The organism is Yersinia sp. 1252 StPb PI, from assembly GCF_048593885.1.
Classification (GTDB): domain Bacteria; phylum Pseudomonadota; class Gammaproteobacteria; order Enterobacterales; family Enterobacteriaceae; genus Yersinia; species Yersinia enterocolitica_E.
On record NZ_JAZGQE010000031.1, the window covers coordinates 1 to 13,260 of the forward strand.

A 13,260-nucleotide genomic window follows, 5' to 3' on the forward strand; every position below is an offset into this window, starting at 1 on the left:
CAATGAATACATTTTTAATGTCAATTTTTGTCGATAAAAAAGATGTTGGAAACCAAATGATACATATCCCGAGATTTCAAAATGCAGGCTAGCACAACGAATACACCAGCAAGTTGCAGCATAAGGGGTATAAACAAATGGTTAACTGGTCCCTTTTACACCCTATGATGGCCGGATTTGGCATTCCTCTCTAGTGAAAACCCGCCCATGATTGAGCTACACCCATACGGCGGAGGGCCGGAAATGACTAACAGCGCATTACTGATTATTGATGTTCAACAATCTTTCGAACATAAATCTTTTTGGCAGCAGCAAGATTTACCCGCCTTCTCGGCGGCGCTGAATCAATTAATTACCGGCTGTAAACTGCGAGGAGTGGCACTGGTCGATGTTTTTCATGTCGCCCCAGAAGGGCCTTTCTCACTGGCTTCAGGCTATGTTAAACCAATGTCGCTGGTTTCCCATCAGGCAGATGTTACCGTACAAAAGCGGGTACATAACGCGCTGACTGATTCAGGTCTGGATCAGTGGCTAAAGGAAAGGCAGATAGATCATCTAATTATTGCCGGTATGCGTACTGAACAATGCTGTGAAACCACCGCCCGTGTGGCATCGGATTTAGGTTATCAAGTGACCTTCGTGACTGAAGCTACACTAACCTTCCCAATGACGCAGCCAAATGGTGTGGTATTGAGTAGCGAAGAATTAAAGCTGCGCACAGAAACCGTGTTAGTCGATCGGTTTGCCACCATCCGTACCGTTGCGGAAACACTGGGTGCTCTGGATACTCGGCCGTCAGAGGTGGTTGCAGAAAAAACAGTAAACTGGCAGCCACAGCCTTATTTGCCACGAGATATCACCCCTGCTGGCGTTAAATATCTTAAGCAGTGGCAGTTGAAGCGCTATGTTATTCGTTACTCGCAGGCCCAAGGTGACACACCATATTACGCCCCCGCTTATCAGTTAGTTGGGCAGTGGTTACCAGAAGAAGCAGAAACGGTGAACCGCCCAGGCATTGGTTTTGTGATTGAGCATCAGGGGAAAACACTGAATTACCTGATTGTCGGATGGTGGGACAATGAGAATGAATTGCGCGTGAAAGTCTGGGTACAAGAGCAGGGAGTGTGGCGTGCGGCACGGGATGAATCGTTCTGTGTATGGGATTTGCAGGTTATGGCCTTTGAACGCGATGCTTTTGTTGCTACTTTGCTACAGCACACCCCGGATATTCCGGCTTATCTGAACCGTTATCTGACGGTAACTGTGGATTAACCATGCAACGAAATGTCTATTTCCTATTGCTTCCCGGCGTGCTGTCGCTGGATTTAACTGGCCCGGCCGAAACCTTACGGCTGGCAGGGTCATTTAATCTCTTCTATATCAGTCCATTGCCGCAAGTGACGGCTTCCACCGACATGGTGCTCGGCCAGTTACAACCACTACCTGACAGCTTGCCGGAGGGCAGTTTACTGGTCGTGCCTGGGGTGAGCGACTCACGCCACTACTTTGCAACCGAAACGGCCGCAGTGGCCCGTCACTGGTTACAACAGCAAAAAATAGCCATTACACAGCAAAAAACAATCTTGGTTTGTGTCTGCTCCGGTGCATTACTGGCGGCACAAGCGGGGCTACTGGACGGCTACCAATGCACCACTCATCACAATGTACTTGAGCGATTACGTCAGCAGGCACCCGCCGCACAAACCAAAGAAAACCGTATCTTTGTTGAAGACCGTGGCGTGTATACCAGCGCCGGAATTACGGCGGGTATTGATCTCTCTTTGCATCTGATTAGCCGCTATTGCAGCCCACAAACTGCATTAGAAGTCGCACGGGAAATGGTGGTTTATTTTCGACGGTCTGGCGATGACCCGCAGCTTTCCCCCTGGTTACGTTACCGCAATCACCTGCATCCCGCCGTACACCGTGCGCAGGATGTGATGTCGGCAGAACCGGAAGCCGAATGGTCACTGCTTCAGGTCGCGCAGAAAGCACATGTCAGTAGCCGCCATTTAACACGGTTATTCCGCGAACATGTCGGGATCAGTGTGCGTGAATTTCACGAACAATTGCGAGTCGCAGTGGCCGAAGTTCGCCTGCAAGAAGGGTTTAATCTGGAGAAAGCCGCACTGGCTGCCGGGTTCTCCTCCGGCCGCCAGCTTCGGCGCGCACAACAGCGTGGGCAGGTCGTGGTTAACTGACCAGACGCCGCCGGTCAATACGCTGTAATCCCATGGATAGCAAAGTGCTCAGGGCGAGAGCCAGTGCGAAAACATAGAAAATATCCAGTATCGGATAACCCGTAAAATCGTAATGATGGGTGCGAATAAAGTGAATAATGAGCGCGTGGAAGCCGTAAATCGCCAATGAATGCCCGGCGAGCCAGCTTAGCCAGCCAATTTGCTGGTTCATGCAGTTTTTAAACCACACCAGCAGTGATACCGCCGCAACGAACACCAGCGGGCCACAATACATATAGAAAGTATCCGCAAAACTGCCATTAATCCGCGTCTGCTTTTCAGTTGAGATGGCAATAAATATTACGCTGGTGATAAACAGCAATGCCGCCCCCCAACTGATCCCCCTGCCTTTGGTTTCCAACATACCAATTGCCCGCCCCAACAGCGCGTACAGCAAGTAATAGAAAGTATCACCGTAGATATAGAGGTTGATTGGCAATAAATGGAAACCGCCAATCGAATACTTGCTGGCTTGGGGATTGGCTAGCACTGCCAGCAGTAAAATCACCACCGCCAGATAGCGGCCTGACACCGGTTTGACATTAATCAGTGGTGATACCAGATAAACCACGATAATGGCGTAGAAAAACCACAGATGATAAAACACCGGTTTTTGCAGGATATTCTGTAGTGAGGCCCAACCGTTGATCGGCGTCAGGATCGAAATATAAATCAGGGCAATCACACTGTAGAACAGCAGGCATAGCCCGATTCGGGTGAAGTGCTTTTGCTGTGCACTTTTTTCACCAAAAAACAGATAACCAGAGATCATAAAGAACAGGGGCACGCAGGCACGAGAAGCAGAATTGAGCAGATTGGCAATATCCCAGTTAGCCTCACCCACCTGAGCACCACTGGTGACGTAATAGGTTGTGGCATGGATCATGACCACCATAATGCAGGCCACCGCCCGCAAATTATCAATCCAGCCAATCTTATTGGTCATGCATACTCTCTATCACCTGTCAGCATACTAAAAGCGTTGATCTATTTACGGCATCAATAATCAGGTTGCAAACAATAACGTAAATTCGATTTATACCCAAAGTAAATGAAACGGCATCAAGGATAAGATTCATTAATCCCAATGAGCTTACACAGTCAAGTGATTCGGGTGAATGAACGCCGCTAACAATGCTGTAGCGTCAAGGACGAAGGGTAATTGTTGCTATAACGTTATATTGACGGCAAAATAACCGACCTGACGCGCTTTGAATGCACACCCTGCCTGAGCCGTATCCTTTTTTACGTTTATTATTAATAGCTTAATTTATGCAAACTTCATTTTCACCCGCGACACGTTTAGGTCGACGGGCGCTTTTATTCCCTCTTTGTTTAGTATTGTTCGAATTTGCCGCTTATATCGCTAACGATATGATCCAGCCAGGTATGCTCGCCGTAGTGGCTGATTTTAATGCCAGTATTGAGTGGGTTCCGACCTCTATGACTGCCTATCTGGCTGGCGGGATGTTCTTGCAATGGTTGCTTGGGCCGTTGTCAGACCGCCGTGGACGCCGCCCGGTAATGTTGTTCGGTGTCGCATTCTTTGTGGTGACATGCCTTGCCATCTTGCTGGTCAATAGTATCGAACAGTTCATCGCCATGCGCTTCCTGCAAGGGATCGGCTTATGCTTTATTGGTGCCGTCGGTTACGCCACTATTCAGGAATCATTTGAAGAAGCGGTTTGTATTAAAATTACCGCGTTAATGGCCAATGTCGCCTTGATTGCCCCATTACTCGGCCCTCTGGCGGGGGCAGCCTTGATTCATGTCGCTCCGTGGCAGGCAATGTTTGTGCTGTTTGCCGTGCTGGGGGCCATTTCATTTGTGGGCTTATGGCGCGCCATGCCGGAAACCGCCGCTCTGAAAGGGGAGAAACTGTCAGTGGCAGCGATGTGGCATGACTATAAGCTGGTGCTCGCCAACCGCCGTTTCATGTGTGGTTCCCTGGCGTTAGGCTTTGCCAGCCTGCCATTGCTGGCGTGGATTGCGCAATCACCCGTCATTTTGATCAGCGGTGAGCAGCTATCCACTGTTGAATATGGTGTTTTGCAGGTGCCAATTTTCGGCGCACTGATTATTGGTAATCTGACACTGGCGAGATTGAGCGGCAAAACCAGTATTCCACGTCTTATCCGCTACGGTGCCGGTCCGATGATTATTGGCTTGCTGATTGCCGCAGGCTCAACGCTCTATTCATCCCATGCTTATCTGTGGATGACGGCAGGACTGAGCCTGTATGCCTTTGGTATTGGCTTGGCTAATGCCGGTTTGGTGCGGTTGACACTGTTCGCCAGTGATATCAGTAAAGGTACGGTATCTGCCGCCATGGGGATGATCAGTATGATGGTCTTCACCTTCGGCATTGAGTTTGCCAAAGTCGCTTACTTGTGGGGCAACAGCGGTATCTTTAACCTGTTCAATCTGATCAGTGGCTTGCTGTGGCTGGGCTTGGTGATGATATTTATTCGCCGTCAGCCGGAGGCGGTTACTGCGGAGTAGTTTATTAAGCGCTGGGGGAATAGACCCTCCAGCGAATTTATAGCCTAAAATCAGTGTGTAATTGCGCCCAATGATTTCGTAATACTTGCTTATGAGCCTCATTCATGGGCAAAGAGGCCAACATTTCAGGCCATGTTTGACGCGCAATAATAATCGCATCGTCTAAATGGGCCTTAATAGCCGGGTAAGGTGCACTTATCCGCTCACACCATTTTTTGAACGTAGCAAAATTAGCGACATACCAGCGTTTTTCTTTTGCCATTCTTAAGGCAAGCTCAGTCTCGTCCTCCATATAAACTTTAGTACAAACAATATCATAGGCTGGCGAAAGTCTTGCGTGCCGGCCATCAGAATAAATGACAGTCCAGTTTTTCAGATGTGCATCACCATTAGCCAACATAATATTAGCCAGTAACCGACGCGCCATCTGTTGTAGGTCCGCTAAACCACCAGCATTGTTATATAAAACAGCCGCTATTTGCTCGTAATTCTTATCTTCGTATTTTTTGCTGGGATATAGGTTAAAAACCTGTGCGAAATCTTCGGTATGTATCCGCGCCCGCCCTTGCACGGTACGATCAAAACGACGGATAAGATAAACATGTTCACCGGGTGGTAATTGAATATCGGGCAAATTCTCGATTTTATCTAATGAGACTAAATCAATGTCGGGTATATCCACACCAATAGCTTGAGCTAATCGCATCACAGAATATTCATTCTCAGGGACATTTTTATGCACAGTTGAAGGTGTTTTAACAATCCAGTTATCCTCACCCACTGCGGAGGTTATTAGGAACCGCCCATCCTGGTGACTAGATGAGAATTTCATCTGTACGCCAGCCAACGAAAACTTATCAGCAATGTTATTCGTATCTATTTGTATTGATTCTATTTTATCATATGCGGAAAGCGCCCATATGGGGATCTCTCCCTTCATCAATGGGCGGGTTATCAATGCACCAGCGAGATTACCGCCAGCTCGCGCCAACAACGGAAATTCATTATCCTCATGAATTTTTAATTGCCCAACCATCATCTGCCGCAACGCCCCTTCAGGTAATAAGTTCGACAGTACCGGAGGTAGCTTTTGTTTATTAATCTGCGTCCTTTGCAGGTAACCGTGATCAATCTGCTGAGTTAAGGTAAAGGTCGGTCGCTGTGTATCCGGCATCGCGATATAATCAGGATCGAACGATAGAGCATTCCGACCGCCGGTATAGTGCACCACAACACCCACACGGATTTCCCCCAGATAAAGCGCCAGCCCTTCGACACTCTCAAGCTGTTGCGACATCGGCTAGTCCTCCAGATCTTTATATTTCTGTGTCCAGGGATCATCATTGAGCGTGATATCTTCCTTATTGACCACGCGTTCTGTCCCCATAGTCAAACGTATATCCTGCGCCTGTTCCCGGGTGAGCAGCAGCATTTCCAGATCGAAACCGGCCAATATCCGCAGAAAAGTAGAAAGGTGAATATCCCCCCCTTTCTCAAACTTGGAAACTTGCTGTTGCGTCATGCCATTGATAAGACGCATATCAGACTGTGTAAATTGTTTCTGTTGGCGAATTTCTTTTATCTGCTCGGCCACATCTAACAGCGATTTCATATCATCCCCCAGTTACATGTCTTTTGATGTATCTATAGCCTAGCACATCTTAAACAATGTATTTTATGGATTAAACATCGAATATGATGTAAAAAATCAAATTACACCTTATGAGATGTAATTTGACCACGTCACATCACTTTAGATGTATTTTAACCGAATTACACATTAGGAGGTGTATTAAGAAATAGCCCACTGTCACGCAACAAATGGTCGTTACCTCGGCGGCGAGTAAACCCACTGCGGTCAAAGAATTCAAGGATTTGAATCGCCAGTTTGCGGCCAACACCCAGTCTATCGCGGAAATCTGAGGCACAGGCGCTGCCCTGGCTGGCATCCAGCTCACGTACCAAATCAGCGAATTGCTCAATACGCTGGCTGCGATAGTAGCGATCAGGAACAATTGCTGTGATATAGCCCAGTTGTGCCGCTTTGCGCAATAGTGTGCGCATCTCACTTTCTTCAATCTGCATCGGTGCCGCCAAATCGCGCACCCACCAAGGGTCATCGGCAAAATAGGATGCGACCTGCTGCCACTGAACCTGCTCCTCGGCAGTAAATGCCAGGCCATGAGCTGGCAGATGTAGCCAGCCACGGGTATTCTTTAGCGCCCCTTCAGCCAGCAGATCATCAATCAAACGGAATACCAGCCCTTCATCCAGCGTTGGCAACGCCATACGCCGCAACCGCGCCCGCCCTAATCCTAACTGATCACCATGCTGTTGGTGATACAGGCACAGGACATGTAATAAGGTTTGTTGCGCTTGCTGAGCATGAGGGCGCGAGAGTGCAATATCACCGGCGACAACACTATCGGTCTGTGCCAGTAAGTCCGCCATATCGCGTTCAGTTAGCTGGCGCGCCCAACTGAAGTCATCTAAAGAAACCGGCCCTTGAGCCAGATGTAAATCCAGCACTTCACGGTCGGAGGTTGCCTGGGCCAGCGCAGTTAACCAAGATAAATACGCCGGTTGCCGTTTGCCGCGTTTAGGGGCGGTGAGATGAATCACCCGTGCACCGCCCAAGGTCTTCTTCGCCGCAATGTCACGCAAAATAAGACGATCGTTTTCAGCCAGAGATAGCGGATTATCCAACAACAGTTCAGCAAGTATCGGCTGGGGGTTCTCGTCGGTAGGTTGTGGATTGGTCAGCAGCGAAAAACGCCCAGTAATATGGCTGGCGGCATGATGCAAATGTAAAGGTTGCCAATGTTGGATCGGTGTATCAGCATCCACAATGACAAGTACCCGCTCCGTGGCCTGCGGCGGCTGTTGCGTTAATAGCCAGTCACCGCGTTTGATCTGTTGTTTGCTGATATCGCCACTGATATTCAGAGCGATACGCTGGCCAGCTTGCGCCTGTGATGTATTTTGATTTTGGGCATGGATACCACGCACCCGCACCGGACAGTCGCCGCCGGTGAGCCATAAGGTATCACCGAGTTCCACCTGACCTGCCAACGCCGTGCCCGTTACCACCAAGCCAGCCCCTTTCACACTGAATGCGCGATCGATAGCCAGACGAAAGCGCCGCTGTAACCGGCTGTGCTGTGCATTTTGTTGGTGGTATTGCGCCAGATGTTCACGTAATTCGTTAATGCCACGCTCGGTCGCCGCCGCTGTCACGAACAAAGTGACTTGCTCTGCTTGCCAGCCCTGAGCCACCAGCTCTGCCAGTACCTGCTGGCGAGCCTGTTCGATACGCTCATCATCAACCCGATCAGCTTTGGTCAGTGCCACGGTCAACGTGGGGCGACCACTGAGGCGCAAAATCGCCAGATGCTCGCGGGTTTGTGCCATGACACCATCATCACAGGCTACCACCAGCAAAGCATGGTCAATGCCGCCCACGCCCGCCAACATATTGGCTAAAAACTTCTCATGGCCGGGGACATCGATAAACCCCATAACGCTGCCATCGGACTGTGGCCAATAGGCATAACCCAGATCAATGGTCATGCCGCGCTGTTTTTCTTCCGGCAGGCGATCCGCATTCACCCCGGTGATGGCCTGTAAAAGTGTCGTTTTGCCATGATCGACATGGCCTGCTGTTGCAATAATCATCGAGCCAATTCCCTGAGCAACGCCGCCTCATCCTCCAGGCAACGCAAATCGAGCCACAAACGCCCATCAGCCACGCGGCCAATAACCGGCTTAGCCAAACCGCGCCAACGCGCTGTTAGGGCTTCCAGAGCACTTCCGCGCCCCTCTTTTGGTGCGAACGTTACCGCCCAACTGGCCAGACGGTCTACCGGTAGCGAACCGCTACCGATCTGCGACCAGCAAGGTTCTGCCGCCAGCGTGAAATCGGTGCCATAACGAGCGGTTAGGGCACCCAATACCCGTTGTGCACTCTCGGCGATAACCTGTGTTGGGCGGGTGAGTAACCTCATGGTTGGCAGCAACTCAGTCAACCGGTCTGGCTGCTGATAGAGACGCAAGGTGGCGTCCAGTGCGGCCAGCGTCATTTTATCGGCGCGTAGCACCCGCTTAAGTGGGTGCTGCTGTAGCTGCTCAATCCACTGTTTTTTGCCAAGAATAATCCCGGCCTGTGGGCCACCCAGCAGTTTATCGCCCGAAAAAGTAACTAAATCGATACCCGCTGCAATCAATTGCTGTGGCATTGGTTCTGCTGGCAGACCATAACGGGTCATATCCACCAACGAACCGCTGCCCAGATCGGTGGCGGTCGGGATGGAGAATTCATGGCCTAATGTTGCGAGTTGCGCTTCGGCAACCGAGGCGGTGAAACCTTCAATACTGTAATTGCTGGTATGCACTTTCATCAGCAGGCCAGTGTGTTCATTTATGGCTTGGCGGTAATCTTTAAGGTGCGTGCGATTAGTGGTACCGACTTCGACCAATTCACACCCCGCCTGTCGCATCACATCCGGGATACGAAAAGCACCACCAATCTCCACCAGCTCACCGCGAGAAACCACTACCTGTTTCCCCGCCGCCATTACCGTCAGCATGAGAAACACCGCAGCAGCATTGTTATTCACGATACAAGCATCTTCCGCACCGGTCAGCTCGCACAGCAAATCGGCGATAGCCCGGTCACGATGGCCACGCCCGGCACCACTCAGAGAGTATTCCAGTGTTACCGCGCCACGCATCGCATCATTCACCGCAGCAATAGCTGATTCAGCCAATGGGGCACGGCCCAAGTTGGTATGCAATACGGTACCGGAAAGGTTAAAGACGGGTTTTAACGCGGATTGGCGGCTATGTAAACGCTGCTTTAATGCTGTTGGCCAGTCACTGCACCAATCAGCCAGTGAATGAAATTGGCGGATATATTCACGAGCCTCAACCTGCATTTGACGCAAAATATCGGTCAATAAAACAGGGCCATATTCAGCCACTAAAGGGGCAACATCTGGCTCGCGTAGCAGGCGATCTATTGCGGGTAACTGACTGTATAACTGATGGGGTTCTGCGCTCATACTCACTCAGGTAATAAGGTCGAAAGAGCGCCATAATAATGGTACGGCGCTCGGTCTGAGTAATTAGTGTAGCGCGATAGAATCAACCACGCCATTCACTAACGTTTGGTGTTGCTTGGTTTTTTCAGCGGCAGAGACCATCTGAATAAATACCACTTTCTTATCTAACACAGTAAAGATTGTAGTCGCTACCATCGGCGAATTTTGTATTTTTTGCTTGGTATCAAACAGGCGGAACTTATGGCCATCAACGGTGATGTCTTTTTGTCCGGTTTGTTTAATATTCTGGTACTGAGCACTGAACCCCTGCAATAACCCTTTGTTTAACGCATCAAGGGACAAATCACTGGTATCAAGCAATTCGACGCCCGGCGGGTTAGTCACCGCAGTGACGGCCATTTGTTTACCGGCAGCATCAATCAATAACAACGTTTGATTTTGCTCATTGTTCACGTCACCCGCCAATTTAGTTTGGTCAACAAATGATGTTGGTAATACAAAGGTAACCTTACCATCAAATAGACTAACCTGCTGCTGGTCAGCGGAAAGTTTAGCGGCTGGCGTGGTTGCTGCTGGCGGAGTTACTGCGGGTGTAGAGGCTACCGGAGCGGGCGCGGGTGTTGTAGCAGGGGTCGATGCAGGGGCGGCATTGTTGGTGCTTTCCTTGCTCTCCTTACTGTTATCACACGCGGCCAGACCACCTACCAACACCATCACTACCGTCAGTTTTGCGACTATCTTCAACATACAATAAATATCCTTATTTAAGTTAGCGTATCGCTCGGATGATGGAGTAGCGCCTGCCGATAAAACCAACAGTAGTTACAATGGTCATCACATGTGAGCGCGACCATTGTATAATAACCATACAAACTATACTTCTATTTTGTGGCCCGGAAACCTATTCCCCTGGAAACAAGAATGGATTGATACTGCTGCGGGCGAATCCTTCACCTTCCATTTTGGCATCAAGGATAAGCGAGGCCAGATCATCAGCGACCGCTTCAACTTGTGGGTCTTTTTCCTGATAGAGAATTTTCAGGTAAGTGCCGCAATCACCACAACTTTCCGCTTTTACTGCCGCCAGTTCACTGTCCAGTGACCAGTAATTCAAATCACGGGTCTGTTCGCAGTTACTGCATTTGATTCGGACCACATGCCACTCGCTTTCACACAAGTTGCAGTGCAGATAACGTAAACCGTTTTGCGTACCGATATGCACCACGCTGGAGACCGGAATACTGCCGCAGACTGGGCAGAACTGGCGATGTTCACCATATTCAGCTCGCGCCTTACCGGGGATCTGGCTGGCCATCTGCGCCCAATACAATGATAAAGCCGCCCAGATGAATGGCGCTTTTTCACTGCCGATTTGGGCAAACTCACGATTTAACAGCGCATCAGCATACAGTTCCAGCTCATGTACCGACGCCTTATCCAGATTATCCAATACTGCCACAATATGATCAGGGGCATCAGGGCGTAGTTCAGCAATCAGTGCTGACAGGAGCTTGCGCCAATGTTCAGTGCGAGGAAAAACACTCAGATCCAGAGGTGGTTTACCGCTGGCAGCGGATTGCTCCAACTCAGCCTGCATATCCAACACCAGCGGATGGTCATGCAGCGCTTTTTGCTGCGCTTGGGTAATTTTAGCCGCAAAATCCAGATAATCGGACAACGGGTTATCCAGCGCAAGTTGCTGTAAACGTTCAGTCCGCCGGGTATACAGGCTTTTTAAATTCGCGAAAAGTAACGGCGGGATATTCCCCGCCGTGGTGCCTTTTTCGCTTTGTTTTCCTAGTTGATCTTTAGGGACAATGCGAATACTCATCAGGGTTTCTCTTCCTGTTTTTTCTGACGCTGACTTTTGGCGTTAACCTCACGGTACCAGCGCGGATGGTGCTTTTTCGCCCACGCCGCCGGTACCCAGCCTTCTACCATCGCGGTAATGGTGCCCTTCACCCACAGGGCAGCATAAACGTGCACCATAATCACGATAATTAACCCGACCGCCGCCAGCGAATGCACCAGCAGTGCCAGGCGAATCAGCGGGATCGGGAAGGAAGGCGCAAAGTAAGGCCGCCAGATAACAACACCACTGGCCAACAACAACACCAGACTGATAATAGCAGCCCAGAATACGCACTTCTGACCGAAATTATAGCGTCCCGTGTCGCCGACTTCCTCATTCATGGCGATTTTATGGATATTTTTAGCCCATTCCAGGTCTTCCTTATTGATCAGGTTATGTTTCCAGTAACGGAAAAACATGATCAGGAAGGCGGCGAACATAATCACCCCGGCAAAGGGGTGAAGGATGCGTGCCAACTGCGGCGTACCAAAAATATTCATCAGCCAGTTAAATGACGGGAAGAAGAACCCCAAACCACTGATAGCGGCCAGTATAAAGCAGAAGGCCACTATCCAGTGGTTGATGCGCTCCGGCGCGCTGTAGCGCTGGATGCGTTTTTCTTTTTTCATTTGGGCGTCTCCCCGTCGTCTGAGTGCTCAGCGGTGGTCTGCTCCGGTGGCGGCAATGACGTGTCAGCAGGTGTTGAATCCGGCTTATCGTCTTCGTCCTCCTCTTCTTCAACCCGGTTCGGGCCGACACCCACATAATGGAAGATACTGGCCGCAAAGGTTGCAGCGAAGCCCACCGCTGCCAGTGGTTTCCAGATCCCCTTCCAGAAGGTGACTGTCGGACTGATGGTCGGGTTCTCCGGCAGACCATGATAGAGCTGCGGTTTATCCGCATGATGCAGTACATACATCACATGGGTGCCCCCCACGCCAGCGGGGTCATATAACCCTGCGTTATCAAAGCCACGAGTTTTCAACTCAGCAACCCGGCCCGCAGCGACTTCTTTCATCGACTCTTTGGTGCCAAAGTGAATCGCTCCGGTCGGGCAGGTTTTCACACAGGCAGGTTCCTGGCCAACACCAACGCGATCGACGCACAGGGTACATTTATACACCCGGTTGTCATCTTTGTTCATGCGCGGCACATCGAACGGGCAACCGGCAATGCAGTAACCACAGCCGATACAGTGTTCTGACTGGAAATCGACGATACCATTGGCATACTGAATGATTGCCCCTTCCGACGGACATGCCTTCAGGCAGCCGGGGTCAGCACAATGCATGCAGCCATCCTTACGGATCAGCCACTCCAGCTTGCCGCTCTCTTCGTCTTCAACTTCAGAAAAACGCATCACCGTCCATGATTTGGCGGTCAGATCTGCGGGGTTATCGTACACCCCGACGTTATGACCGACTTCATCACGGATATCATTCCACTCCGAACACGCCACCTGACAGGCTTTACAACCGATACAGGTGGTGACGTCGATAAGCTTGGCCACCTCTTGCTGGTAGTTACGATCCTGTGGCGGCGGCGTAAGGGAGTTGGTGCCGGAGCGCCGGATAATGTCTTGGGTTTGCAGTGACATAGGTTCTCT

At 50.3% G+C, this 13,260-nt stretch carries 12 protein-coding genes; 3 read left to right on the forward strand and 9 right to left on the reverse strand.

Going from position 1 to position 13,260, the window contains the following annotated elements; all coding sequences use genetic code 11:
• Nucleotides 1-243 precede the first annotated feature (243 nt).
• Both V2A85_RS07105 and V2A85_RS07110 read left to right on the forward strand, forming a co-directional pair.
• Nucleotides 244-1,272 (forward strand): isochorismatase family protein, encoded by a 1,029-nt coding sequence (locus V2A85_RS07105; protein WP_372560236.1) that lies wholly within the window; start codon nucleotides 244-246, stop codon nucleotides 1,270-1,272.
• Nucleotides 1,273-1,274: 2 nt separating this feature from the next.
• Complete coding sequence (locus V2A85_RS07110) at nucleotides 1,275-2,201, forward strand: GlxA family transcriptional regulator (RefSeq protein WP_372560235.1); 927 nt, start codon at nucleotides 1,275-1,277, stop codon at nucleotides 2,199-2,201.
• Here V2A85_RS07110 and V2A85_RS07115 read toward each other — a convergent pair.
• The gene (locus V2A85_RS07115) at nucleotides 2,194-3,186 is read right to left on the reverse strand and encodes an acyltransferase (protein ID WP_420071144.1); all 993 of its coding nucleotides are present in this window, start codon (nucleotides 3,184-3,186) and stop codon (nucleotides 2,194-2,196) included. The genes V2A85_RS07110 and V2A85_RS07115 overlap by 8 nt on opposite strands.
• 326 nt (nucleotides 3,187-3,512) lie before the next feature.
• On the opposite strand from V2A85_RS07115, the gene V2A85_RS07120 reads away from it, so the two are divergent.
• Nucleotides 3,513-4,742, forward strand: a complete 1,230-nt coding sequence (locus V2A85_RS07120) for an MFS transporter (RefSeq protein WP_372560233.1) — start codon at nucleotides 3,513-3,515, stop codon at nucleotides 4,740-4,742.
• Between the two features lie 37 nt (nucleotides 4,743-4,779).
• Here the strand turns inward: V2A85_RS07120 and V2A85_RS07125 are convergent, their stop codons facing one another.
• The 8 genes from V2A85_RS07125 to fdxH all read right to left on the reverse strand — a co-directional run bounded on the left by V2A85_RS07125 (nucleotide 4,780) and on the right by fdxH (nucleotide 13,251).
• The gene (locus tag V2A85_RS07125) at nucleotides 4,780-6,039 is read right to left on the reverse strand and encodes a type II toxin-antitoxin system HipA family toxin (RefSeq protein WP_420071145.1); all 1,260 of its coding nucleotides are present in this window, start codon (nucleotides 6,037-6,039) and stop codon (nucleotides 4,780-4,782) included.
• 3 nt (nucleotides 6,040-6,042) lie between these two features.
• Nucleotides 6,043-6,354: a helix-turn-helix domain-containing protein gene (locus tag V2A85_RS07130; RefSeq protein WP_042547398.1), complete on the reverse strand. Its 312-nt coding sequence runs from the start codon at nucleotides 6,352-6,354 to the stop codon at nucleotides 6,043-6,045.
• 161 nt (nucleotides 6,355-6,515) lie between these two features.
• Nucleotides 6,516-8,417 carry a selenocysteine-specific translation elongation factor gene (gene selB / locus V2A85_RS07135; RefSeq protein WP_420071146.1) on the reverse strand — a complete coding sequence of 634 codons (1,902 nt, stop codon included), beginning with the start codon at nucleotides 8,415-8,417 and terminating at the stop codon, nucleotides 6,516-6,518.
• Complete coding sequence (gene selA / locus V2A85_RS07140; protein ID WP_083161455.1) at nucleotides 8,414-9,802, reverse strand: L-seryl-tRNA(Sec) selenium transferase; 1,389 nt, start codon at nucleotides 9,800-9,802, stop codon at nucleotides 8,414-8,416. Before selA ends, selB begins: the two co-directional genes overlap by 4 nt.
• Before the next feature lie 63 nt (nucleotides 9,803-9,865).
• On the reverse strand, nucleotides 9,866-10,549 hold the full coding sequence (locus V2A85_RS07145; protein WP_372560229.1) for a hypothetical protein: 684 nt from the start codon (nucleotides 10,547-10,549) through the stop codon (nucleotides 9,866-9,868).
• Nucleotides 10,550-10,703: 154 nt separating this feature from the next.
• A complete protein-coding gene (gene fdhE / locus V2A85_RS07150; protein ID WP_083161459.1) occupies nucleotides 10,704-11,633 on the reverse strand; it encodes a formate dehydrogenase accessory protein FdhE in 930 nt (309 codons plus the stop codon).
• On the reverse strand, nucleotides 11,633-12,283 hold the full coding sequence (fdoI, locus tag V2A85_RS07155) for a formate dehydrogenase cytochrome b556 subunit (RefSeq protein ID WP_083161461.1): 651 nt from the start codon (nucleotides 12,281-12,283) through the stop codon (nucleotides 11,633-11,635). The genes fdhE and fdoI overlap by 1 nt, the downstream gene beginning before the upstream one ends.
• Complete coding sequence (fdxH, locus tag V2A85_RS07160; RefSeq protein ID WP_372560228.1) at nucleotides 12,280-13,251, reverse strand: formate dehydrogenase subunit beta; 972 nt, start codon at nucleotides 13,249-13,251, stop codon at nucleotides 12,280-12,282. Before fdxH ends, fdoI begins: the two co-directional genes overlap by 4 nt.
• Between the last annotated feature and the right edge of the window lie 9 nt (nucleotides 13,252-13,260).

What these genes read in the sequence shown, in the direction of transcription:
- V2A85_RS07105 (WP_372560236.1), top strand. Translation starts at nt 244, where the DNA reads ATGACTAACAGCGCATTACTGATTATTGATGTTCAACAATCTTTCGAA.
- V2A85_RS07110 (WP_372560235.1), top strand. Translation starts at nt 1,275, where the DNA reads ATGCAACGAAATGTCTATTTCCTATTGCTTCCCGGCGTGCTGTCGCTG.
- V2A85_RS07115 (WP_420071144.1), bottom strand. Translation starts at nt 3,186, where the DNA reads ATGACCAATAAGATTGGCTGGATTGATAATTTGCGGGCGGTGGCCTGC.
- V2A85_RS07120 (WP_372560233.1), top strand. Translation starts at nt 3,513, where the DNA reads ATGCAAACTTCATTTTCACCCGCGACACGTTTAGGTCGACGGGCGCTT.
- V2A85_RS07125 (WP_420071145.1), bottom strand. Translation starts at nt 6,039, where the DNA reads ATGTCGCAACAGCTTGAGAGTGTCGAAGGGCTGGCGCTTTATCTGGGG.
- V2A85_RS07130 (WP_042547398.1), bottom strand. Translation starts at nt 6,354, where the DNA reads ATGAAATCGCTGTTAGATGTGGCCGAGCAGATAAAAGAAATTCGCCAA.
- selB (WP_420071146.1), bottom strand. Translation starts at nt 8,417, where the DNA reads ATGATTATTGCAACAGCAGGCCATGTCGATCATGGCAAAACGACACTT.
- selA (WP_083161455.1), bottom strand. Translation starts at nt 9,802, where the DNA reads ATGAGCGCAGAACCCCATCAGTTATACAGTCAGTTACCCGCAATAGAT.
- V2A85_RS07145 (WP_372560229.1), bottom strand. Translation starts at nt 10,549, where the DNA reads ATGTTGAAGATAGTCGCAAAACTGACGGTAGTGATGGTGTTGGTAGGT.
- fdhE (WP_083161459.1), bottom strand. Translation starts at nt 11,633, where the DNA reads ATGAGTATTCGCATTGTCCCTAAAGATCAACTAGGAAAACAAAGCGAA.
- fdoI (WP_083161461.1), bottom strand. Translation starts at nt 12,283, where the DNA reads ATGAAAAAAGAAAAACGCATCCAGCGCTACAGCGCGCCGGAGCGCATC.
- fdxH (WP_372560228.1), bottom strand. Translation starts at nt 13,251, where the DNA reads ATGTCACTGCAAACCCAAGACATTATCCGGCGCTCCGGCACCAACTCC.